The sequence below is a fragment of the Kribbella flavida DSM 17836 genome (assembly GCF_000024345.1).
In the GTDB taxonomy this organism is placed as follows: domain Bacteria; phylum Actinomycetota; class Actinomycetes; order Propionibacteriales; family Kribbellaceae; genus Kribbella; species Kribbella flavida.
Genome location: NC_013729.1, coordinates 2,227,616 through 2,250,690, shown reverse-complemented (window position 1 = coordinate 2,250,690; position 23,075 = coordinate 2,227,616). Strand labels below are relative to the sequence as shown.

The 23,075-nt window shown below is 69.7% G+C and carries 20 protein-coding genes; 11 read left to right on the top strand and 9 right to left on the bottom strand.

Features of this window, described 5'->3' with window-relative positions; genetic code table 11:
• The first annotated feature begins 50 nt into the window (after positions 1-50).
• The 3 genes from KFLA_RS10610 (at position 51) to KFLA_RS10605 (ending at position 2,432) form a co-directional block, all read left to right on the top strand.
• Positions 51-1,004: a LysR family transcriptional regulator gene (locus tag KFLA_RS10610; RefSeq protein WP_012919787.1), complete on the top strand. Its 954-nt coding sequence runs from the start codon at positions 51-53 to the stop codon at positions 1,002-1,004.
• Between the two features lie 296 nt (positions 1,005-1,300).
• On the top strand, positions 1,301-1,459 hold the full coding sequence (locus tag KFLA_RS37885; protein ID WP_012919786.1) for a hypothetical protein: 159 nt from the start codon (positions 1,301-1,303) through the stop codon (positions 1,457-1,459).
• 214 nt (positions 1,460-1,673) lie between these two features.
• Positions 1,674-2,432 carry a GntR family transcriptional regulator gene (locus KFLA_RS10605; protein WP_012919785.1) on the top strand — a complete coding sequence of 253 codons (759 nt, stop codon included), beginning with the start codon at positions 1,674-1,676 and terminating at the stop codon, positions 2,430-2,432.
• Positions 2,433-2,524: 92 nt separating this feature from the next.
• Here KFLA_RS10605 and KFLA_RS10600 read toward each other — a convergent pair whose 3' ends face one another.
• The 6 genes from KFLA_RS10600 to KFLA_RS10575 all read right to left on the bottom strand — a co-directional run bounded on the left by KFLA_RS10600 (position 2,525) and on the right by KFLA_RS10575 (position 10,985).
• Entirely contained in the window at positions 2,525-3,499 is a 975-nt protein-coding gene (locus KFLA_RS10600; RefSeq protein WP_012919784.1) for a TerC family protein, read from the bottom strand.
• A gap of 113 nt (positions 3,500-3,612) precedes the next feature.
• Positions 3,613-4,161, bottom strand: a complete 549-nt coding sequence (locus KFLA_RS10595) for a hypothetical protein (protein WP_012919783.1) — start codon at positions 4,159-4,161, stop codon at positions 3,613-3,615.
• 1 nt (position 4,162) lies between these two features.
• Positions 4,163-5,662 carry an Nramp family divalent metal transporter gene (locus KFLA_RS10590; RefSeq protein ID WP_012919782.1) on the bottom strand — a complete coding sequence of 500 codons (1,500 nt, stop codon included), beginning with the start codon at positions 5,660-5,662 and terminating at the stop codon, positions 4,163-4,165.
• Between the two features lie 108 nt (positions 5,663-5,770).
• The gene (locus tag KFLA_RS10585; RefSeq protein WP_012919781.1) at positions 5,771-7,915 is read right to left on the bottom strand and encodes an acetate--CoA ligase family protein; all 2,145 of its coding nucleotides are present in this window, start codon (positions 7,913-7,915) and stop codon (positions 5,771-5,773) included.
• A 60-nt stretch (positions 7,916-7,975) separates the two neighbouring features.
• Positions 7,976-9,202, bottom strand: coding sequence for a formyl-CoA transferase (gene frc, locus KFLA_RS10580; protein ID WP_012919780.1), 1,227 nt, complete (start codon positions 9,200-9,202; stop codon positions 7,976-7,978).
• Between the two features lie 58 nt (positions 9,203-9,260).
• Entirely contained in the window at positions 9,261-10,985 is a 1,725-nt protein-coding gene (locus KFLA_RS10575; RefSeq protein ID WP_012919779.1) for a thiamine pyrophosphate-binding protein, read from the bottom strand.
• A gap of 266 nt (positions 10,986-11,251) precedes the next feature.
• Between KFLA_RS10575 and KFLA_RS10570 the strand changes: the two genes are divergently transcribed.
• Positions 11,252-11,536 carry a hypothetical protein gene (locus tag KFLA_RS10570; RefSeq protein ID WP_012919778.1) on the top strand — a complete coding sequence of 95 codons (285 nt, stop codon included), beginning with the start codon at positions 11,252-11,254 and terminating at the stop codon, positions 11,534-11,536.
• A 587-nt stretch (positions 11,537-12,123) separates the two neighbouring features.
• Here KFLA_RS10570 and KFLA_RS10565 read toward each other — a convergent pair.
• On the bottom strand, positions 12,124-13,515 hold the full coding sequence (locus KFLA_RS10565) for an MFS transporter (protein WP_012919777.1): 1,392 nt from the start codon (positions 13,513-13,515) through the stop codon (positions 12,124-12,126).
• Between the two features lie 149 nt (positions 13,516-13,664).
• Between KFLA_RS10565 and sucC the strand changes: the two genes are divergently transcribed.
• The 3 genes from sucC to KFLA_RS10550 are packed head-to-tail and all read left to right on the top strand — an operon-like array spanning position 13,665 to position 16,618.
• Complete coding sequence (gene sucC, locus KFLA_RS10560) at positions 13,665-14,819, top strand: ADP-forming succinate--CoA ligase subunit beta (protein ID WP_012919776.1); 1,155 nt, start codon at positions 13,665-13,667, stop codon at positions 14,817-14,819.
• Positions 14,820-14,833: 14 nt separating this feature from the next.
• Positions 14,834-15,727, top strand: coding sequence for a succinate--CoA ligase subunit alpha (sucD, locus tag KFLA_RS10555; protein WP_012919775.1), 894 nt, complete (start codon positions 14,834-14,836; stop codon positions 15,725-15,727).
• A gap of 12 nt (positions 15,728-15,739) precedes the next feature.
• Positions 15,740-16,618 carry a 2-hydroxy-3-oxopropionate reductase gene (locus tag KFLA_RS10550; protein WP_012919774.1) on the top strand — a complete coding sequence of 293 codons (879 nt, stop codon included), beginning with the start codon at positions 15,740-15,742 and terminating at the stop codon, positions 16,616-16,618.
• A 37-nt stretch (positions 16,619-16,655) separates the two neighbouring features.
• On the opposite strand, the gene KFLA_RS10545 is transcribed toward KFLA_RS10550, so the two are convergent.
• A complete protein-coding gene (locus KFLA_RS10545) occupies positions 16,656-17,084 on the bottom strand; it encodes a protein-tyrosine phosphatase family protein (protein ID WP_012919773.1) in 429 nt (142 codons plus the stop codon).
• A 155-nt stretch (positions 17,085-17,239) separates the two neighbouring features.
• Entirely contained in the window at positions 17,240-18,271 is a 1,032-nt protein-coding gene (locus tag KFLA_RS10540; RefSeq protein WP_012919772.1) for a LacI family DNA-binding transcriptional regulator, read from the bottom strand.
• Between the two features lie 90 nt (positions 18,272-18,361).
• Between KFLA_RS10540 and KFLA_RS10535 the strand changes: the two genes are divergently transcribed.
• From KFLA_RS10535 to KFLA_RS10520, 4 genes are read left to right on the top strand one after another with little or no spacing between them, the layout of a single operon-like run.
• Positions 18,362-19,309 (top strand): carbohydrate ABC transporter permease, encoded by a 948-nt coding sequence (locus KFLA_RS10535; protein WP_012919771.1) that lies wholly within the window; start codon positions 18,362-18,364, stop codon positions 19,307-19,309.
• The gene (locus tag KFLA_RS10530; RefSeq protein ID WP_012919770.1) at positions 19,306-20,172 is read left to right on the top strand and encodes a carbohydrate ABC transporter permease; all 867 of its coding nucleotides are present in this window, start codon (positions 19,306-19,308) and stop codon (positions 20,170-20,172) included. Before KFLA_RS10535 ends, KFLA_RS10530 begins: the two co-directional genes overlap by 4 nt.
• Positions 20,173-20,182: 10 nt before the next feature.
• Positions 20,183-21,646 carry a ricin-type beta-trefoil lectin domain protein gene (locus KFLA_RS10525; protein WP_012919769.1) on the top strand — a complete coding sequence of 488 codons (1,464 nt, stop codon included), beginning with the start codon at positions 20,183-20,185 and terminating at the stop codon, positions 21,644-21,646.
• A gap of 44 nt (positions 21,647-21,690) precedes the next feature.
• Positions 21,691-23,043, top strand: coding sequence for an ABC transporter substrate-binding protein (locus tag KFLA_RS10520; RefSeq protein ID WP_041289968.1), 1,353 nt, complete (start codon positions 21,691-21,693; stop codon positions 23,041-23,043).
• Positions 23,044-23,075: the final 32 nt, after the last annotated feature.

Sequence of the window (23,075 nt, the reverse complement as noted above, 5' to 3'; positions counted from 1 at the left end):
CGGACGCGGCGCCGCTCCTCCGGCCACCGGTCGCAGGAACGAGGCTGACCATGTTGCTCCGCCAGCTCGAGTACCTCGTCTCACTCGCCCGCGAACGGCACTTCGCCCGCGCGGCCGACGCCTGCTACGTCTCGCAACCGTCGCTGTCCGCCGCGATCCGCAAGCTCGAGCAGGAGCTCGACGTGCCGATCGTGCGCCGCGGTCGCCGGTTCGAAGGCCTGACCCCCGAAGGCGAACGCGTCCTGCTCTGGGCTCAGCGCATCCTCGCCGAGCGCGACGCCCTGCGGCACGAGCTGTCGGTGATGCGCGGCGGGCTGACCGGAACCCTCCGGCTGGGCGCGATCCCGACCGCGATGCCGGTGGTCTCGCTGCTCACCACGCCCTTCTGCGCGCGGCACAGCCAGGCCCGGGTGACGTTGGAGTCGCTGTCGTCGCGCGACATCACCCAGAAGCTGGCCGAGTTCGAGCTGGACGTCGCGATGACGTACCTCGACGACGACACCCTCGGCAACGTGCGCAAGACCCCGTTGTACGAAGAGCGCTACCTGCTGCTCACGCCCGGCACCAGCCCACTCGCGGAGCAACCGGTCGCCACCTGGGCGCAGGTGGCGGAGCTGCCCTTGTGCCTGCTGTCGCCGCAGATGCGCAACCGCCGGATCATGAACGGCTACTTCACCGACGACGGCGTGACCGCCGAGCCGGCGATCGAGAGCGACACCGTGTCCGGGCTCTACAGCCACCTGCACGGCAACCACTGGTCGACGGTGATCTCGCACGCCTGGCTGCACATGTTCGGCGTACCGGCGGGGATGCGGGTGGTGCCACTCAAGAGCCCCGCGCACGGACCCCGCGTGGGACTGGTGATCGCCGCGCGCAGCCCCGAGCCCGTCCTGGCCCGCGCCCTGCTTGACGTCGCCCGGCAGGCCGGCGTGCACACCGCTCTGGACGATCTGCTCGACGTGCACCTGATGGGTTCCAGCTATGCGCCGGCGCCCGCGCGATAGTCGTGCGCTATGCCGAGATAGCGAGCAAGCCTTTGACCCGGCCCTGCCACGGCGAGCACCCTGGAAGGGCAGAGAGAAAGTCCGCAGGGTGACCGAGGTCACGCACCGGTGTCCCGCGGCGTAACACCGGAGCAGTCGTCCTGTAACCGGGATCACGTGAGATGCGGGCATAGCCGGTGCACCAGGCTGGTTGAATGTATGCAGTAGGCAGTATTTGGCTGACAACTCCGGAGCCGGCGCGGTTCCGGAGCACCCCACCAGGAGACTCCGGGCCAGCCCGGAGCGGAGAGGCAGAAATGATCTTCACCCGTAGGTTCGGCGCTCTGGCGGCTCGTCCGCAGTTCCCGGATGCCCCGGAGCTGCAGCAGGAACTCGGCGTCGACGTGGAGCCGACCGGCGACACCCGGCGCGACGAGGAGTCGCAGCAGCCCGTGCGCGAGACGGCGGCTGCCTGACCCCACGCCCCGAACGGTGCTCCGGACAGGGCGCCCGGCCCCGGCCGGCGCCGGGATCCGGACCGCGGCGGCGGACTCCCCGCGGAACGCGATCCAGGGATCCGGAGCACCGGGAGCAGGGCGGTCCGGCCGGCTCGACGACGAGCATCGGCAACAGACCTGGCACTTGGTAGACTGTCTACCAAGTGCCATTACGTTGTTCGGGAAGGACCTCATGACCACACTCAGCGCGGGCGCGGACTCCTCGGCCGACTCCCCCGGCGTACGGCACGTGAAGCGGCCCCAGCCGCTGCGCGAGTCGGTCTACGAGGCCCTGACCGAGATGATCATCGACGGCACCCTGGAGCGCGGCCGGCACCTTGTCGAGGTGGAGCTGGCCGGCATGCTCGGGGTGTCGCGGCAGCCGGTCCGCGAAGCGCTGCAGCGGCTGAACAACGAGGGCTGGGTGGATCTGCGGCCCGGTTTCGGCGCGATGGTGCACGTGCCCGCCGAGGACGAGGTGGACCAGCTGCTGGCGGCCCGGGCCGCGCTCGAGTCGGAGTCGGCGCGACTGGCCGCCCGGCACGCGTCCAAGGACGCGGTCGCCCAGCTGAAGGAGCTCTGCAAGGTCGGGACCGCGTTCCAGGAGGCCGGTGACATCGACGGCGCGGTCCGCACCAACGGCGAGCTGCACGCGATGATCACCGCGATGTCGGGCAACCGGTTCCTGGTCGACTTCGCCGGCCAGGTCGACCGGCGGGTCCGCTGGTACTACACGCCGGTCGCTCCGGTCCGCGGCGCCGCCTCCTGGCGCGAGCACGCTCGCCTGGTCAAGGCCATCGGCGACGGCGACGAGGACAAAGCCGCCCAGATCATGCGCGAGCACACCGAGCACACCCGCACCGCCTACCACGAGCTGCAGTCCGGCCAGACGCCCGCGGCTGCGCTCCCCGAGAAGAAGCCGACCACCCGCCGCCGTCGCACAACGGACTGAACCCGCGGCCGAGCCGGCCGGGACCGCCGCTTCGTTTCCCTCGATCGCGCCCCGGCGGACCCTCGGTCCACCGGGGCGCGGTGCGCGGTCGGTCACTCGACGCCGGCGGACTGCTTCTGCTTGTCCAGCTTGGCGTCGCGGGAGGACTTCACCAGGCTGAGCACGGCGGTGAGCGTGAGCGTGCCGAGAATGATGCTCAGGGAGACCAGGATCGGGATCTCCGGCGCCCAGGAGACGCCGCTGTGGTGCAGGGCCTCGAGGATCAGCTTGACGCCGATGAAGCCGAGCACCACCGACAGCCCGTAGGACAGGTACACCAGCCGGTCCAGCAGCCCGCCGATCAGGAAGAACAGCTGCCGCAGCCCCATCAGCGCGAAGGCGTTGGCGGTGAACACCAGGTACGGCTCCTGGGTGAGGCCGAAGATCGCCGGGATCGAGTCCAGCGCGAACAGCAGATCGGTGGTGCCGATCGCGATCATCACGATCAGCATCGGAGTGGCGAACCGCTTGCCGTCCACCCGGGTGGTCAGTTTCGCCTCGTGGTACGTCTCGGTGGTCGGCAGCACCCGGCGGACCTTCGTCAGCACCACGTTCTCCTTGAACTCCTCCTCTTCCTTCGTGGTCGCCAGCTTCCACGCGGTGTAGAGCAGGAACGCGCCGAACAGGTAGAACACCCAGTTGAAGTGCGAGATCGCCTCCGCGCCGATGGCGATGAAGATGCCCCGCATCACCAGCGCGAGCGCGACCCCGACCAGCAGCACCTTCTGCTGGTACTGCCGGGGCACCGCGAACTTGCCCATGATGATGATGAACACGAACAGGTTGTCCACCGACAGCGAGTACTCGGTCAACCAGCCGGCGAAGAACTCGCCGCCGGACCGACCGCCCGCGGCAATCGTCAGGCCGACGCCGAACAGCAGCGCGATGCCGACGTAGAAGCTCACCCACAGGGTCGCTTCCCGCAGGGACGGTTCGTGCGGCTTCCGGGCCACGATCAGGAAGTCCAGCACCAGCAGGGCCAGCAGGACGGCGATGGTGATGATCCACGCCGACAACGAAACGGTCATGTGCGCCTCCAGTACTCTCCGGCGGTCCACGCAGGGCAGGCCGGTACGCCGCCGCCCGCGGCTGACGAGCAGTCGCGGGCGGCGTGCTTGTGCGGAAGTGGTAGCTGTACGGGCTAGGCGGTCCGGGCCTTGCGCTTCTTGCGGGCCCGGGCGGCCGCCTCCTTGCGGGTCTGGATCGACTGCGCCAGGTGGACGTACTGCTCGACCGTCCGCCGCGCGTACTGGTTGTGCTCCATGATGCGCGGCCACCAGTACCGGCCGAGCTGCTCGTGCATCCAGAGGAACCCGATCGCGAATCCCATGCTGAGCAGCGCCCGGAAGGCCAGGAACTGCCAGACCTGCTCAGGCAGCCCCGGCGACCCGGTCACCACGAACTCCGTCGTGATCGCGTGCACCATCAGGGCGAGCGGGAACCCGATCGTCCAGTAGACCGCGGCCGGGGCGAACACCCCGGCCGGCGCCTTGCCGAGACCGACCAGGGCGGAGTACCCGACGCCGAACACGACGAGCGGAACCGCCAGGCCGAGCCCGGTGACCACGGCCCAGCCGAGGGGCTGACCGGCGAAACCGCCCAGCAGCGCGGCGATCACCCCGGCAGCCACCCCGACCGCGGCGGCCGGCAGCGCGAACTCGACGAGCTGTCGAACGTTGAGCGAGGTCATGTCAGTCCAGTACCACGCCGAAGCGGATCAGGCTGTAGAACAGCATGCCGAGGTAGAACACGGCACCGAACCCGATGATGGCGTTGCGGAACGGCCCCGGCCGGATCGGTTTGGGCAGCAACTTGTTGTTCACCAGGAGCAACACGATGCAGTACGCGCCCATCGCGAAGGTGGACAAGAAGGCGAGCACGTCGAGGATCGCCGCCGGTCCGTCGGCCGGCCCGAACAGCAGGATCAGGATGCCGAACAGGATGACGCCCCACAGGAACCCGGCGTAGATGCGCGACATCGAGAACCGCTTCGCGCCCGGGACGAAGTAGTACGTCATGTCCGCCTGGCCGCGGCTGAACGAGTCGAACAGGCCGAGCGTCGCGTTCAGGCCGATCAGCGCGATGAAGCCGAAGAACAGCGAGCCCAGGAACGGGCTGCCGGCCGAGGCGAACGCGTCCGACATGGCCGCCAGCGCGGCCTCCCGGTCACCGCCCTCGATCAGGCTGCCCACGTTCGGGTTCTCCCGGGCCGCCGACAGCGCGAGCACCGTGAAGGAGATCGTGACCAGCATGGTGATGCCCCAGAAGAGCAGCAGCGCGTCGAAGGTGACCCACTTGCGCCACCCCTTCCACTTCTCCATCTCCTCGGGGTTCTCGGTGTCGAACATGTAACCCCGCGACGGCATCGCCTCGGCCTCGCCGGACGACCGCAGACCGCGGATCTTCGGGATGTGCGCCCCCATCGCGGCACCACTGTCGCGCAGCTGCAGGGTGTACCACATCTGCTGCATGCCGGACGGGCCGGCGAACGCGATCGAGCCGACCACGATCGGGAACCAGGCCGCCGACAGCGCCTTGTCCGGGAAGTAGCCGAACGCGAACATGCCCGACAGCGTGTCGGCCAGGTCGCCCCAGCTGCCGACGATGGCCGCGATCACCGAGGTCCCGACGACCAGCAGGCCGATCAGGAACCCGAGCAGCTTCTCCAGGAAGTTGTAGATCACCGAGAGCAGGCTGAACAGCACCCCGACGAACACCAGGGCCACGCACGCTGTCGCCTGCCAGGGAATGCCGCTGACCTCCTCGAACGCCGAGGCGCCGGCGGACAGGTGACCCGGCCAGATGTAGATCAGGATCGCGGCGACGTAGAAGAACCACATCATCGGTTTGAACACCCGCGCGGCGCCGAAGAAGATGCTCTCCCCGGTCGCCATCGCGTACCGGGCCATCTCCAGCAGCACGAACGCCTGCAGGGTCACCCCGACCAGGAACAGCCACCGGATGTCCGGACCGAACACCAGGACGAGCCGGGGCCACATGTAGGACTCACCCATGCCGACGCCCAGCGCGACCAGGAAGACGGTCGGACCGAGGATGTGCAGGGACGGCGGAGCCGCCGGCAACGGCCGGATCGGCATCGGTTCGAGCCGGCCGGCGCGCCAGACCCGCTCGGTCGTTTCGGCTGCCGCCGGCTCTTCGGGTACTCCTGAGGTCTTGCTTGTGACGTCCAAGGCGGACTCCTTATATCGACGCCAGCTTGACGAGACTTACGGCTCCCCCGTGCACTCCCCCCGGTCCAAACGCATCACCGCTTTCCTCTGGGTGGATCAAGTGACCGATCAGGAACCGAGCGGACCCGCGTTCCGGGCCCACCGGTACTTCGCGCCGAGCACCTGGACCGGCGTCTCGGTGGTGTAGGGGTAGGCCACCACCCCGTGCTCGAACAGGTACTGGCTGGCCTCCTCGACCTCGACGTCGCCGGACAGCGAGGCGACCACGGGCTTGTCGATGCCCTTGGCCCGGTACTGCTCGACCACCTCGGCAACCAGCTTCGCGAACACCATCGGCGGGGTGACGATCGTGTGCCAGTAGCCCAGGATCAGCGCGTGGATCCGCTCGTCCTCCAGCCCGAGCGCGACCGTGTTCCGGTACGTCGACGGCGGCTCGCCACCGGTGATGTCGACCGGGTTGCCGGAGGCGCCGAACGGCGGGATGAACTTCTTGAACGCCGCGTCCAGGTCGGCCGGCATCGTCATCAGCTGCAGCCCGTTGTCGACGCAGGCGTCGGACAGCAGCACGCCCGACCCGCCCGCGCCGGTGATGATGAGCACGTTCTCGCCCTTCGGCGTCGGCAGCAGCGGGATGCCGCGCGCGTACTGGAGCATCTCGTTCAGCCCCGGCGCCCGGACCACGCCGCTTTGGCGCAGGATGTCGTCGTAGACCTTGTCGTTGCCGGCCAGCGCACCGGTGTGCGAGCTGGCCGCGCGGGCTCCCATGGCGGTCCGGCCGGCCTTCAGCACGACGACCGGCTTCTTCTTGGACACCCGCGACGCCGTCTCGGCGAACGCCCGGCCGTCCTTGAGGTCCTCCAGGTGCATGGCGATCAGGTTGGTGTTGTCGTCGTTCTCGAAGAACGTCAGGAGGTCATCCTCGTCGATGTCGGCCTTGTTGCCTACTCCAACGATCGCGGAGACGCCCATCCGGCTGGACCGGGAGAAGCCGAGAATGGCCATCCCGATGCCTCCGCTCTGTGACGACAGCGCCACGCTGCCGCGCACGTCGTACGGCGTGCAGAAGGTGGCGCACAGGCTTTCGGGCAGGTAGTAGTAGCCGTAGATGTTCGGCCCGAGGATCCGTACGCCGTGCTTCCTGGCGATCGCGACGACCTCGTCCTGGAGCTCCTGCTCACCGGTCTCGGCGAAGCCGGACGGGATCAGGATCGCGCCGGCCACCCCCTTCTGGCCGCACTGCTCCAGCGCCCCGCCGACGAACTTGGCCGGCACCGCGAAGACCGCGACGTCCACGTCACCCGGCACGTCGGTGATGCTGGCGAACGCCTTGCGCCCGAGCACCTCGCCGCCCTTGGGGTTGATCGGGTAGATCTCGCCCTGGTAGCCGCCGTTCACCAGGTTCTTCATCACCGAGTTGCCGATCTTGCCGTCCTCGTTCGAGGCGCCGATCACGGCCACCGCGCGCGGCTTCATGATCCGGGTCATCGCGGTCAGGATCTCGTCCTGGCTGTAGCGCTCGACCGGCTTGCCGGCCTCGGCGTCGACGATGATCCGGAAGTCCACCGCGGTCGCGCCGTCCGGCCCGGCCAGCACCGGGTTCAGGTCCACCTCGGCGAACTGCGGGAAGTCCTCCACCAGGTCGGACACCTGCTGGATGACCGCGGCGAGCGCGTCCTTGTCGACCGGCTGCGCGCCGCGTACGCCGTTCAGCATCTCGTGCGCGCTGATCCCGTCCACCATCGAGCGCGCCTCGTCACCGGTCACCGGGGCGAGCCGGAAGGTGACGTCCTTCAGCACCTCGACCAGCACCCCGCCGAGACCGAAGGCGACGATCTTGCCGAACGTCGGGTCGGTCACCGCACCGACGATGACCTCCTGCACGTCACCGCCGGTGACCAGCATCTTCTGCACCTGCACACCGCTGATCCGCGCGTCGGCCTGGTACGCCTTCGCGTTGGTGACGATCCGCTCGTACGCCGCGACGGCGGCCTCGGCGCTGTCCACGCCCACCACGACGCCGCCGGCGTCGGTCTTGTGCAGGATGTCCGGCGAGACGATCTTCAGCACGACCGGGAAACCGATCCCGGCGGCCAGCGAGGCCGCCTCCTCGGCGGTGGTGGCCAGCCCCTCCCCCGGCGTCGGGATGCCGTACGCGTCCGCGACCTGCTTGGCCTCGGGCGCGCTGAGCGAACTGCGGCCCTCGGCCAGCGCCTGGTCGAGGATCGACTGGACCACTGCCTTGTCATAAGTCATTGCTGAAGCTCCTCAAAGCGGGATGGATGCCGTGCTGGGGGTGGACGGCGACGATCGAGCTCAGACCACGCCGGCGGCCTTGAGCTTCTCGAGCTCGGCGGTGTCGATACCGAGCCCGCCATAGATCTCGGAGTTGTGCTCGCCGAGGCCGGGTGAGGTCTCCACCTGGACCGGTGAGTCGGACAGCTTGATCGGGCAGCCGACGGTCTTGAAGCTGCCGCGGGCCGGGTGCTTGACCTCGACCACCGCGCCGAGCTCGGCCAGCGTCTCGTCCTCGATCAGTTCCTTGGTGGACAGGATCGGGCCGCACGGCACGTTCAGCGCGTTGAGCTTCTCCATCACCTCGAACTTGGAGTGCTGCGCGGTCCACTGCTCGATCAGCGCGAACATCTTGTCGAGCTTGTCGAGCCGCGCGGCCGGCGTGCTCCAGTCCGGGTCGTCGGCGAGCTCGGGCCGGCCGATCAGGTGCGCGATCGGTGCCCAGCCGGGCGGCTGCACGATCACGTAGATGTAGTCGTTGGGGCCGCCGGGCGCGGTCCGCACGGCCCAGCCCGGCTGGCCGCCGCCGGAGGCGTTGCCGGACCGCGGCACCGCGTCGCCGAACTCCTGGTTCGGGTACTCCTTGAGCGGTCCGTGCGCGAGCCGCTGCTGGTCGCGCAGCTTGACCCGGGTCAGGTTCAGCACGGCCTCCTGCATCGCCACGCTGACCCGCTGGCCCTTGCCGGTGACGGTGCGCTGGTAGAGCGCGGCCAGGATGCCGGCGACCAGGTGGATGCCGGTGCCGGAGTCACCGATCTGAGCACCGGTGGCGGTCGGCGGGCCGTCCTCGAACCCGGTCGTGCTCATCGCACCGCCCATCGCCTGGGCGACCACCTCGTAGGCCTTGAAGTCCTCGTACCGGCCGGGCCCGAAGCCCTTGATGGAGGCGAAGATCAGCTGCGGGTTGATCAGCTGCAGCCGGTCCCAGGTGAAGCCCATCCGGTCGATCGCGCCGGGCGCGAAGTTCTCCACCAGGATGTCGGCGTCCTTCACCAGGTCGGTGAAGATCTCCTTGCCCCGCTCGGACTTCATGTTCAGCGTGATGCTGCGCTTGTTGCAGTTCAGCATCGTGAAGTACAGGCTGTCGACGTCCGGCAGGTCGCGCAGCTGCTGCCGGGTGATGTCACCGGTCGGCGCCTCCAGCTTGACGACGTCGGCGCCGAGCCAGGCCAGGATCTGGGTGCAGGACGGTCCCGACTGCACGTGGGTCATGTCGAGTACGCGGACACCTTCAAGGGCCTTACCCATAGTGGTCCTCCAGTACTGGGCGTGCGGCCCGCCGGGGCGGACCGCACACCGGGGATCGCTACTTGTACATGGTTTGGTTCATGGTTCCGGGCGCGTACGCGTCCGGGTCGACCCACACGTTGATCAGCGACGGCAGCCCGGACTCGCGGGCCCGCTGCATGGCCGGCCCGATGTCCTTGGGGTCGCGGACCTCCTCGCCGTAGCCGCCGAGCATCTTCGCGAACTCGTCGTACTTCACGTCGCCGAGCGTGTTGCCGATCCGGCCGCGGTCGTGCCCGTACTTGGCTTCCTGGCCGTAGCGGATCTGGTTCATCGACGAGTTGTTGCCGACCACGCCGACGAACGGCAGGTTGAACCGGACCAGCGTCTCGAAGTCCCACCCGGTCAGCGAGAAGGCGCCATCACCGAACAGCGCGACGACCTCCTTGTCCGGCCGCGCGTACTTGGCCGCCATCACGAACGGGATGCCGACGCCGATGGTGCCCAGCGGGCCCGGGTCCATCCAGTGGCCGGGCGACTTCGGCTGCACCACGCCGCCGGAGAAGGTGACGATGTCGCCGCCGTCGCCGATGTAGATCGAGTCCTCGGTGAGGAACTCGTTGATCTCGTGGGCCAGCCGCAGCGGGTGGATCGGGTTGGCGTCCGACAGCTGCTTGGGCAGCCGCTTCTGGTACGCCGCGTCCTCCTCGGCGCGCAGCTCGGCGAACCAGGCCTTGCGGTCGCCGGCCTTCCGGACCCGGCCCGAGGCCGCCTGGGTCACCGCGGCCAGGATCGCGCCCGGGTCGCCGACCAGACCGAGGTCGATGTCGCGGTTCTTGCCGACCGTGCGGTAGTCCATGTCGATCTGCACCACGGTCGCGCCCTGGGGCAGCCGGCGGCCGTAGCCCATCCGGAAGTCGAACGGGGTGCCGACGATCAGGATCAGGTCGGCGTTGTTGAAGCCGTACCGCCGGGACAGGTGGAAGTGGTGCGGGTCGCCGGGCGGCAGGGTGCCGCGGGCCGAGCCGTTCATGAAGGCCGGCACGTTGTTCTCGCGGACGAACTCGATGGCCGCGTCGCTGCCGCGCGAGGTCCAGACCTGGGTGCCGAGCAGCACCACCGGCTTCTCGGCCCGGGCCAGCAGGTCGGCCAGCGCCTCGATGCCCGCCGGGTCACCGATGCTCTTGGTCGACGCGCGGTACCGGCCGGCCTCGGGCACCGTCGCGGCCTCCACCGGCACCGAGTTGTCCAGGATGTCGCGCGGGATCTCCAGGAACGACGGGCCGGGCGCGCCGTTGTAGCACTCACGGAACGCCATCGACACCATGTCGGCCACTCGCGCGGTGTGCGGCACGGTGGCGGCGAACTTGGTGATCGGCGTCATCATGTCGACGTGCGGCAGGTCCTGCAGGGACCCCATCTTGTGCTGGTTGAGCGCGCCCTGGCCGCCGATCAGCAGCATCGGGCTCTCGGCCCGGAACGCGTTCGCGACGCCGGTGACGGCGTCGGTGGTGCCGGGGCCGGCGGTGACGACGGCGCAGCCGGGCTTGCCGGTCATCCGGGCGTAGCCGTCCGCGGCGTGCGCGGCGACCTGCTCGTGCCGGACGTCGACGACGGCGATGCCCTCGTCCACGCAGCCGTCGTAGATGTCGATGATGTGACCGCCGCAGAGGGTGAAGATCACGTCGATCCCCTCGGCCTTCAAAGCCTTGGCCACCAGGTGCCCGCCCGAGATGGTGGCGGCCTGCGGCTCCGGCTCGGTCGCGCCCGCGACCGTGTTCGATTCGGACACTGTTTGGGCCATCTGTGCAGTCATCTCCTCGGTGGAAGGTCCGGTCTGCCCGGCTGGGAATCGGGCCACACTGCATACGTGGCTGCAAAGCTCGGACTGCCTGCTCGGATCATCAGGTCGGTAGATTGCATACCGTATGGTGTAGTCGTAGTCATATCGCACCGCCGAACCCGTTGTCCAGGGTTCGCGCCCCGCCAGAACCTGTCACGGCGACTGTATGCAGTATCCCGTATGCTGACGTAACACACCTGGCAACCACCACGATCAGGGGAGCTGCGATGAGCATTCACGACGAACTCGACCGGACCCGGCGAGCACTGCAGGCGCTGGAGAAGTCCGTGGCGGGCCTGCGGCAGCAGCTCGGCCCGCACCTCGACGTCCTGCGGCTGATGGACGACGTGGCCCGCTGCTCCGCCGACCTCGCCCGGCTGCAGGAGCAGGTTCGGGCACCGCACCGGCACGAACTCGTGGTGATCCCTGACGACGACCGCGACCACGGCCTGTGGGGTGCCGGCGACGTCGACCACGAGGGACTCGGCGCTCCGGGCCGGCGAGCACCGTGAGGCCCTCAGGCCACGGCCAGGCACTGCCGTAGGAGCCGCCGGAGCCGTACGTCGGGATCGCCGCCACGCGCGGCGATCCCGACCCGCCTCGGCGGCGTGCTCGGTCGCAACGAAGGTCCGGTAGAACGGCTCACTGAGCCGCAGCCGGTCGAGCACCGGCAGCCACCAGCGCGCCGGACCGGCCGGCGGCTCCCCGGCACGGTCCGTCAGCAGATGGAGTGCGGTCCGATGGCTACGCGTCAGCCGGTTCCGCTCGTCCCTGGTCATCTCCCCCGGCGCTGTCAGCGCGGTCGAGACGCACAGGGAGACCAGTCGCGCCGAGAGCTCGAAGCCGGGTCGGGCGGTAGCGAGGAACTGGGGCGCCAACGGCAACAGCGCCCGGCGGCCTGGCGTACTGCTGTGGTCGTGGACCGCGCGGGCGATCGAGCCGAGCACCGGGTGCACGCAGGACGGGCGATCCGTCCACGGTTCCCGGGCCAGCTTCGAGACGACCTCCAGCACGCAGGGATCGGGGCGCTTCACCCACACGAACTCACTGGGGCCGGGCTGGGCATCCGGTACGGCGCCCAGCCCGGCTTCCGTGCGGCTCATTCGCCCGGCCGTACCGCACCGGCGACCGGCGTACCGAGTTGTGGGCGGACCGGCAGGGCGGGCCGGCCGGGCTGCTTGAGGAAGCGCACGGTCAGGGCGGTGACCAGTCCGAGCAGGCCGGCGGCGAGGAAGAGCGGGCGATACCCGACCTCCGCGACCAGGCTCGCGGCGACACCGATGCCGAGCAGGCCGCCGACCGCCTTGGCGCTGTACAGGATCGCCTGGTTCTGGAGCAGGCTGTTCTCGCCGAAGAACTCCAGCACCAGGTTGGCCATGATCGCGTAGAAGGCGCCGCCGCCCAGGCCGGCGAACATCGCGCACAGCACGAACGCCGGGCCCGCTCCGGCCTCGCCGGCCAGCACCAGGCCGATGTGGGTGCAGCCCTCCACCGCCAGCACGGCCGCGAGCACCCGGCGCCGGCCGAACCGGTCCGACAGCGTGCCGGCGAACGACCGGCCAAGACCGTTGACGGCGGCAAGCATTCCGGCAGCGAGCCCGGCGACCGCGGCGCCGAGCTGCGCCTGGACCGCGTAGCTGACCACGAAGGCGATGCCGAACAGCGACAGCGCCGTACTCAGGGCGAGCGTCAGCCACATCAGCGGCAGCGCGCCGGTGCGCATCGCCTCGGCCGGGCGGTAGTAGCGGACCGCGGGCAGGTTGTGCGGGATGCTCCGGTTCAGCTTGCGGTCCACCGCCCAGGCCTGCGCGTCGATGTCGGCGGGCCACCAGTGCCGCGGCGGGTCCTTCAGCAGGCCGCCCGCGACGATGACGACGAGCAGCGCCAGCAGCGCGGCCAGGTCGAACACGACACGCAGGCCGCCGGCGGAGTCGAAGATCGCCAGCAGCGCGATGCTCGGCACCGCGCCGACCGCGAAACCTCCGGTGACGAACCCGATCGTGGAGGTTCGTCGCTCGGGGAACCAGCGGGCGGCCGTGGTGATGCAGGCGGAGTAGACGACGCCCGCGCCGGCACCACCGACCACGGCGTACCCGAGCACGACGCCCAGGTAGCTGTCGGCGTGCGCGAGCGTCACCAGGCCGACTGCGGCGAGGATGCCGCCACCGACGACGAGCTGGGTCGGGGACACCCGGCGGGTCCGGTGCGCCCAGGCCGCGGGGATCGCAACCAGCGCCTGGCAGGCGACGAAGAGCGCCAGCAGCCACATCGTCTCGGCGGCGCCCCACGCTCGGCTGGACTGCAGCCCGAGCGCGGCCGAGCCGAAGGAGTACTGCAGCGGGCTGATGGCGACCATGCAGGCCCATGCGGCCCACAACTGCCATCGGCGGGAGTGGCCGGTCAGCTCGTGAGCGTGCTCGCCGATCCGGTACCGGCGGCCGTACACGTCGCGCACGTCCCGGGGAGGCGTGCTGGTGGTCGCGTCATTCATGTCGCCTCCTGACTACTGCATACCGTATGGAACTGTGGTACTCCCCTCCGCCGCCGGTTGTCCAGAGCCCAGGACCTTGTGATCCAAAATGCATACAGCATACAGTCGCCATCACGACCGGCTCGTTGCTGTGAGGAGAGGACTGCCCTGTGGACCTGTTGGAGTACCAAGCCAAAGAACTCTTCGCCCGGCACGGCGTGCCGGTCACCCTCGGCCGGGTGATCGAGAACGCGGCCGACGCGGCGGCGGCCGCCGAGGCGCTCGGCGGGCGGGTGGTGGTCAAGGCCCAGGTGAAGACCGGTGGCCGCGGCAAGGCCGGCGGCGTCAAGCTGGCCGCCGACCCGGCCGAGGCGACCGAGCGCGCCCGCGACATCCTCGGGATGGACATCAAGGGGCACACCGTCCGCCGGGTGCTGCTCGCCCCGGCGGCGGCGATCGCCGAGGAGTACTACCTCTCCTTCCTGGTGGACCGCGCCAACCGCGACTACCTGTGCATCGCCAGCACCGAGGGCGGCGTGGAGATCGAGGAGGTCGCGCACAGCAACCCGGACGCGATCGCCAAAGTGTCGATCGACCCGGCGGTCGGCGTCGACGACGCGAAGGCCGCCGAGATCGTCGCCGCGGCCGGCCTTCCCGCCGGGGCCGTGGACGTGGTGCGCAGGCTGTGGGCGGTGTTCGTCGCCGAGGACGCCTCGCTGGTCGAGGTGAACCCGTTGGTCAAGCTGGCCGACGGCAGCCTGGAAGCGCTCGACGGCAAGGTCACGCTGGACGAGAACGCGGCGTACCGGCATCCCGACCACGCGGCGTTCGAGGACAAGGCCGCGGCCGATCCGCTGGAGGCCGCGGCGCAGGCCAAGGGCCTCAACTACGTCAAGCTCGACGGCTCGGTCGGCATCATCGGCAACGGGGCCGGGCTGGTGATGTCGACGCTCGACGTCGTCGCGTACGCCGGTGAGGCGCACGGCGGGGTGAAGCCGGCCAACTTCCTCGACATCGGCGGCGGCGCCTCGGCGGAGGTGATGGCCAACGGACTCGGCATCATTCTCGGCGACACGCAGGTGAAGAGCGTGTTCGTGAACGTCTTCGGTGGCATCACCGCGTGCGACGCGGTCTCCAACGGCATCGTGCAGGCGCTGGAGCAGCTGGGCAAGCAGGCGAACAAGCCGCTGGTGGTCCGGCTGGACGGCAACAACGTGGACGAGGGCCGCAAGATTCTCAGCCGCGCCAACCACCCGCTGGTCACCGTGGTGGACACCATGGACGGCGCCGCCGACCGCGCCGCCGAGCTGGCCGCGCAGGCCTGAAAGGACATCGAGCTATGGCGATCTTCCTGACCGAGCAGAGCAAGGTCATCGTGCAGGGCATGACCGGCGCCGAAGGGCAGAAGCACACCTCCCGGATGCTTGCCGCCGGCACCAACATCGTCGGCGGCGTGACGCCGGGCAAGGGCGGCCAGTCGGTCGACTTCGCCAAGCGGTCGATCCCGGTCTACGGCTCCTGCGCCGACGCGGTGCGGTCGACCGGCGCCGACGTGTCGGTGGTGTTCGTGCCGCCGCGCTTCGTCAAGGGCGCGGTGATCGAGGCCGTCGACGCGGGCCTGTCGCTGGTGGTGGTGATCACCGAGGGTGTGCCGGTGCACGACACCGCCGCGTTCTTCGCGCACGCGCAGGCGGCGGGGACCCGGATCATCGGGCCCAACTCCCCCGGCCTGATCAGCCCCGGGCGGGCCAACGCCGGCATCATTCCGGCCGACATCGCCGGTCCGGGCCGGATCGGCCTGGTCTCGAAGTCCGGCACGCTGACGTACCAGATGATGTACGAGCTGCGCGAGTACGGCTTCACGACCGCGATCGGCATCGGCGGTGACCCGATCATCGGCACCACCCACATCGACGCGCTGCGGGCGTTCCAGGACGACCCCGAGACCGACGCGATCGTGATGATCGGTGAGATCGGCGGTGACGCCGAGGAGCGGGCGGCGGCGTTCATCGCGGAGTACGTGACCAAGCCGGTGGTCGGCTACGTGGCCGGCTTCACCGCGCCGGAGGGCAAGACGATGGGCCACGCGGGCGCGATCGTGTCCGGCTCGTCCGGCACCGCCGCCGCCAAGCAGGAGGCGCTGGAAGCCGTCGGGGTGAAGGTCGGCAAGACGCCGTCGGAGACCGCCCAGCTGATGCGCGCCGCCCTGGCGCAGATCCTCGACCCCGTCTGAGAGGCGTGTGGCATGGCAAAGATCGGATTCATCGGGCTCGGCATCATGGGGTCGCACATGGCGGCCAACCTGGTCCGGGCCGGGCACCAGGTCACCGGGTACGACGTGGTCGCCGCCTCGGTGGACAAGCTGCTGCAGGCCGGCGGCAAACCCGCGCCGACGATCGCCGAGGCGGTGGCCGGCGCGGAGGTGGTGATCACCATGCTGCCCGACTCGCCGCAGGTCGCCGAGGTGATCCTCGGGTCCGGTGGCGTCCTGGAGTCGGCCACGGCCGGGGTGCTGCTGATCGACATGTCGTCGATCGCGCCGGAGACCTCGGCGGAGGTCGCGCGGGCCGGCGCCGAGCGCGGCGTACGGGTGCTGGACGCGCCGGTGAGCGGCGGCGAGCAGGGCGCGATCAAGGCCTCGCTGTCGATCATGGTCGGCGGTGACGCGGAGGTGTTCGAGGCGGCGAAGCCGATCTTCGAGGATCTCGGCCGGACCATCGTGCACGTCGGGGGTCACGGGGCGGGTCAGACCGTCAAGGCCGCGAACCAGCTGATGGTGGCCGGCATCATCTCGCTGGTCAGCGAGGCGATCGTGCTGCTCGAGGCCTCCGGCGTCGACGGTGAACGCGGCCTGGAGGTTCTCGCCGGCGGGCTGGCCGGCAACCGCATCCTCGACCTGAAGGCGGCGTCGATGCTGGGCCGGGAGTTCGCCCCCGGGTTCCGGATCGACCTGCACCACAAGGACATGGGCATCGCGCTCGCCGCCGCCCGTGCCGCCGGTGTCTCCCTGCCGGTCACGGGACTCGTCGCCCAGCTGGTGGCTTCCGCCCGCGCCCAGGGCCATGGTTCCCTGGACCACTCGGCCCTGCTCAAGGTCGTCGAGGACCTCTCCGGCCGCAACTGACGCCGGTAGGTGGGCCGGTCCTTCCCGGCCGGCCCACCTACCTCGCGTAGTTGCGCACGAAGCGCTTCTGCCACGGGGTCTCCACCGCATGCCGGTCGTAGTTGGCACGAACGAACGCGACCGCCTCACTCGCCGGTACGCCGTCCAGCACGGCCAGGCAGGCGAGCGCCGTACCGGTCCGCCCTTTGCCACCCCCACAGGCGACCTCGACCCGGTCGTCGGCCGACCGCTCCAGCGCCTCAACCAAAACCTTGCGCGCCTCTGCGTGATCGGCGGGAAGCCTGAAGTCCGGCCACCGAACCCACCGCGACTCCCAGCTGACCGACGGCGGCGTCTTCCCCAGCAGGTAGACCCCGAAGGTCGGCTCCTGCCCAGCCGGCAGCCCGTGCCGCAGCCCCCTCCCCCGCACCAACCGCCCAGACGGCAACCGCAGCACCCCCGGCGCCTCGGGATCCCAACCCTCCACAGCTCCTCCGCTTCGTCGAGCTCGTTCAATCCCCCGAAGCTAGCCGTCGCCGCACCGCCACCGGACTGCGGGCCTCCCGACCATCGCCCTGCGGAAAACCCCACCCCTGCACGCCGCTCGGAACCGATCGAGGCAGCAGAAGCCCGGACCCGGGTTCACCGACGCGGTGGGGCGGTGCTGTTGCGGATGATCAGTTCGGTGGGGACGGCGACGGGCTGGTGGTGGTGTTCGCCGGCGTGGATCTCGTGGATGAGGGCGTCGACGCTGCGGCGGCCGACCTCGGCGAAGGACTGGCGGATGGTGGTCAGGGGTGGCCAGAAGTGGGCGGACTCGGCGGTGTCGTCGAAGCCGACGACGCTGATGTCGCCGGGGATCGACCGGCCCTTCTCGTGCAGGGCGCGGAGCAGGCCGAGGGCCATCTGGTCGTTGGCGACGAAGATCGCGGTGACGTCCGGGTCGCCGGCCAGCGTCAGGCCGGTTTCGTAGCCGGAGCGGGGAGACCAGTCGCCCACCAGGACCGGCGGCACGGGGCAGCCGCGGTCGGTCAGGGTCTGCTGCCAGGAGCGCAGGCGGCGGTCGGCGGCGAAGGAGGACGGCGGCCCGCCCAGGTGCCAGACGGTCCGGTGGCCGAGGTCGAGCAGGTGCTCGGTCGCCAGGCGGGCACCTTGCGCCTGGTCGGTGTCGACGATCGGGTAGTCGTAGTGCGCGCTGGAGTCGACGACGACCACCGGTAGCCCTTCCGGCAGCATCACCTCGGCCTCGTCGAGCTGGTGCGCCTCGATCAGGATGATGACGCCGTCGACGGCCTGCTCCCCGAGCCGGGTGAACGCCGTCGACACCGCTCCCTGGGTCGCGTCGAGCACCGGCAGCAGGTTCACGGAGTACCCGCTGGTGGTGGCGGCGGTCGCGATCGCGTCCAGGGTGCGGGTGTTGCCGAAGCTGGACAGCTCGAAGACGATCACGCCGATGCTGCGGAACTGCCCGTTGCGCAACGCCCGGGCCGCGCCGTTCGGCCGGTAGCCGACCTCGCGCATCGCGGCGAGCACCCGGTCGCGGGTGGCCGCGTCGACGTTGTGCCGGCCGTTCGCGACCCGGGACACGGTCTGGCCGGACACGCCAGCCACCCGCGCGACGTCGGCCATCGACGCGCCACGGCGACGCCGTACCGGAGTGCCCTCCGCTGCCATCGAACCTCTTCTCGGGTCAGAACTGAACCATAGACATGTTGACGTAAACACGCTACCGTCGCGGCGATTCATGTTGACGTCAACATCGACGTGTTCCGCGCGTCGATCGAGCAGAAGGAGGGCGGCGACGCGATGGCCGACTCCGCTGTACCGCGTCCCCGGCGCGCCTGGCTGCACCGCGACACCAAGGGCTGGATCTTCGTCGGCCCGTTCCTGGCGGTGTTCGCGCTGACCTTCCTGGCGCCGATCGGGTACGCGCTCTACCTCAGCCTGTACCGCGAGCAGGCGTTCTTCGGCGGCACCACGTTCGTCGGCCTGGCCAACTACGCCGACGTGCTGGCCGACGCCAAGTTCTGGGAGGCGTTCGGCCGGGTCGCGCTGTTCCTGGTCGTCCAGGTCCCGGTGATGCTGGTGCTCGCGCTGCTGGCCGCGCTCGCGATCGACAGCGCCCGGCTGCACGCGGCCGGCTTCTTCCGGATCGTGATCTTCCTGCCGTACGCCGTGCCGGGCGTCGTCGCGGTGCTGCTGTGGGGCTACCTCTACGGCACCAACTTCGGCCTCGCCGCCGACCTCAACGACCTGTTCGGCGGCTCGGCGATCCAGCCGCTCAGCCAGAGCTGGATGCTGCCGTCGATCGCGAACATCGTCACCTGGGAGTTCGTGGGTTACAACATGCTGATCTTCTACTCGGCCTTGCGTACCGTGCCCGAGGAGCTCTACGAGGCCGCCGCGATCGACGGCGCCGGCACGTTCCGCACGGTGCTCGCGGTCAAGCTGCCGGCCCTGCGCGGCGCGATCGTGATCGCCACCATCTTCTCGATCATCGGCAGCTTCCAGCTGTTCAACGAGCCGAACATCCTGCGCACGCTGGCACCCAACGTGATCACCACCTACCTCACCCCGAACATGTACGCCTACAACCTGTCCTTCGCGGGCCAGCAGTTCAACTACTCCGCGACGGTCGCCCTGGTGATGGGCCTGATCACGGCGGTGATCGCGTACGTCGTCCAGCTGCGTGGCTCCCGGGAGGCGCTGTGAGTACGACGACGTCGCCGCTGCGGCCCCGGCGTTCGCCGCTGCTGACCGGCATCATGGTGCTGTACCTGATCTACACCCTGGTCCCGCTGGTCTGGTTGGTGCTCAGCGCAACCAAGACGCAGGCCGACCTGCTCTCCAGCCCGGGCCTGTGGTTCGGCGACCACTTCGCGCTGTTCGCCAACATCAAGGACACGCTGACCTACGACGGCGGCATCTTCGTCCGCTGGCTCGGCAACACGCTGCTGTACGTCGTGGTCGGCGCCGGCGGGGCGACCCTGCTGTCGACCGCGGCGGGCTACGGTCTGGCCAGGTACAACTTCGCGGGCCGGCGGATCGTCTTCGCCGTCCTGCTCGGCGCGGTCGCCGTACCGGGCACGGCACTGGCCGTACCGACGTTCCTGATGTTCTCCGACCTCGGGCTGACGAACACGGTGTGGGCGATCATCATCCCGTCGCTGGTCAGCCCGTTCGGCCTGTACCTGATGTGGGTGTACGCCGGTGAGGCGGTCCCGCCCGACCTGCTGGAAGCGGCCCGGATCGACGGCGCCGGCGAGATCCGGATCTTCTGCACCGTCGCGCTGCGGTTGCTTGCCCCGGGCATCGTGACCGTGCTGCTGTTCGCGGTGGTGTCGACCTGGAACAACTACTTCCTGCCGCTGATCATGCTCAGCAAGCCCAGCCTCTACCCGCTGACCGTCGGGCTCACCCAGTGGAGCAACCAGGCGACCGGCGTCGGGGCCCGCCCGATCTACAACCTGGTGATCACGGGGTCGTTGCTGACCATCGTGCCCCTCGTCGTCGCCTTCCTCCTTCTCCAGCGGTTCTGGCAGTCCGGCCTGACCGCGGGCAGCGTCAAGCAGTGAAAGGGAGCCCATGAAAACAACAGCCCGGCGGATCGCCGTCGCCGCGGTGGTCCTGGTGACCGCGGCACTGGCCGTTCCCGCCACCGCCCGATCCACCACGGCGGCGGCCGCCACGGCCGCACCGACCACCGACACTTCCACCGCCCAGAAGAACACCAGCGAGTTCCGCGGCGTGAACTGGGCCGACCCCCGCGACAACTACGCCTCGGACGAGGTCGTGCCGTCCGGTCTGAGCACCGCTGACGACTATCCGGCCACCTACCGCCGGGCGACCGGCATCGTCGGCGAGTTCCGCCGCGAGCTGGGCGCGAACACCGTCCGGCTGCCGATCAACCCGTCCAGCGTCGGCACCGCCTGGTGGGCGTCGTACCGGGGCGCGATCGACGCGGCCACCCGGCAGGGGTTCAAGGTGATCCTCAGCTACTGGGAGGCCCACGACGCGAAGGACGGCCGGGTCGACGACCGGGCGGCCTTCGACGCGATGTGGGACACCGCGGTCGCGGCGTACCGGACCAACCCACGGGTGTACTTCGAGCCGATGAACGAGCCGTTCGGCTACTCGCTCGACGAGTGGGTCTCGCTCACCTCGTCGTGGCTGGCGGAGCACCGCGACGTCCCGCGCGGCCGGGTCGTCATCTCCGGCACCGGCTACAACGACGACGTCACCGGCGTCGGCGCGGCCCGGGAACTGAAGGGCACTCTGCTGTCCCTGCACTTCTACGGCTTCTGGGACGACGCCACCACCGAGGCCGAGTGGCTGGCGAACCTGCGGCCGCGGATCGGCGCCTACGGTTCCCGCACGATCATCGACGAAGCCGGTGCGCCGATGACGACCGGCCTGAACTACGGCAACCACGAGGGCAACGTCTACACGTCGTACTTCGGTGCGCTCACCCAGACCGCGCGGGAGCTCGGCATGGGCGTCGTCTACTGGCCCGGCCTGCGGACCGGCGACGCGTACTCGCTGACGACGCTCGTCGGCGAGCACGACCTCGAGGTCACCAGCGAGTCCGGCCTGGCGCAGCTGCAGTGGGGATGGGGCCTGCAGAAGGACGAGCCGGTGAACGACCTGCCACCGGCCCCGCCCGGTGAGGTCCTGCGCGGCGTGGCGAGCGGCCGGTGCGTCGACGTCCCGGGGTTCTCCACCACCAACGGGACCGCGCTGGACCTGTGGGACTGCAACGGCGGCGGCAACCAGTCGTGGAACCTGACCGCCGACCGGCAGCTCACCGTCTACGGCACCAAGTGCCTGACCATCGGCGGCGACGGATCGAGCGCCGGCAGCCCGGCCGTCATCACCGACTGCACCGGAGCCTCCACCCAGGCCTGGCAGCTCAACGAGGACCTGTCGGTCAGCAGCGTCGCCCACCCCGAGCTCTGCCTCGACGCCGCCGGCGCCGGCACCGGCAACGGGACGCCGGTCGACGTGTGGTTCTGCAACGGCGAGACGAACCAGCAGTGGACGCGCTCGTAGCGATGAACACGGACAAGTTGTCGAACAACGAGAGGAACACCGTCATGAGCACCACTCATCGGCGCGGCGCGAGGCGGTTCATGCTCGCCGCCGCTGCCGTCACCGCCGCGTCGGTCCTGCTGGCCGCGTGCGGAGGATCGGACCAGACCGACAGCAGCAGCCAGCCGCAGGGCTCGGCCCAGGCGGTCGACGAGGCACTGACCAAGGGCGGCACCATCACCTACTGGAGCTGGACGCCGTCCGCCGAGGCGCAGGTGAAGGCGTTCGAGAAGCAGTACCCGAACGTCAAGGTCAACTACGTCAACGCCGGAACCGGCAACGACCACTACACCAAGCTGCAGAACGTGATCAAGGCCGGCTCCGGAGCGCCCGACGTCGCGCAGATCGAGTACCAGGCGCTGCCCCAGTTCGCCCTGCCCGGCTCGCTGGTCGACCTGCGCCAGTACGGCTTCGACAGTCTCGAGTCCGCCTACACCGCGTCGACCTGGTCCGCCGTGCACGCCGGCGACGGCCTGTACGGGCTGCCGCAGGACTCCGGGCCGATGGCGCTGTTCTACAACAAGGAAGTCTTCGACAAGTACGGCCTGACCGTGCCGAAGACCTGGGACGAGTTCATTGCCGCCGGCAAGAAGCTGCACCAGGCGGACCCGAAGAAGTACATCACCAACGACACCGGTGACGCCGGCTTCGCCACCAGCATGATCTGGCAGGCGGGCGGCAAGCCGTTCGGCACCGACGGCAAGAACGTCACGATCAACCTGGCCGACGAGGGCACCAAGAAGTGGACCGGCACCTGGAACCAGCTGGTCACCGGTGGCCTGGTGGCGAGCATTCCCGGCTGGTCCGACGAGTGGTTCAAGGCCCTCGGCGACGGCACCATCGCGACGCTGCCGATCGGCGCCTGGATGCCCGGCGTGCTGGAGTCGTCGGTGAAGGCCGGCGCGGGCAAGTGGCGGGTCGCCCCGCTGCCGACGTACGACGGACAGCCGGCCACCGCGGAGAACGGCGGCAGCGCCCAGGCCGTGCTCAAGCAGAGCGCGAACCCGGCGCTGGCGGCGGCGTTCGTCCGCTGGCTCAACCACGGCGAGGGCGTCAAGCCGTTCCTGGCCAGCGGCGGCTTCCCGTCGACCGTCGCCGATCTCAAGGACCCGGCGTTCGTGGACAAGAAGAGCGCGTACTTCGGCGGGCAGCCGGTCAACCAGGTGCTGACTGCGGCGGCCGGCACGGTGGTCAAGGACTGGAGCTACCTGCCGTTCCAGCTGTACGCCAACAGCATCTTCGGCGACACCGTCGGCAAGGCGTACCAGGCGAAGTCCGACCTGGATCCCGGGCTCAAGGCCTGGCAGGACGCGCTGGTGACGTACGGCAACCAGCAGGGCTTCCAGACCAACGGCTGACGCCGCCCTCTGCACACCAGACGCCGGTCCCC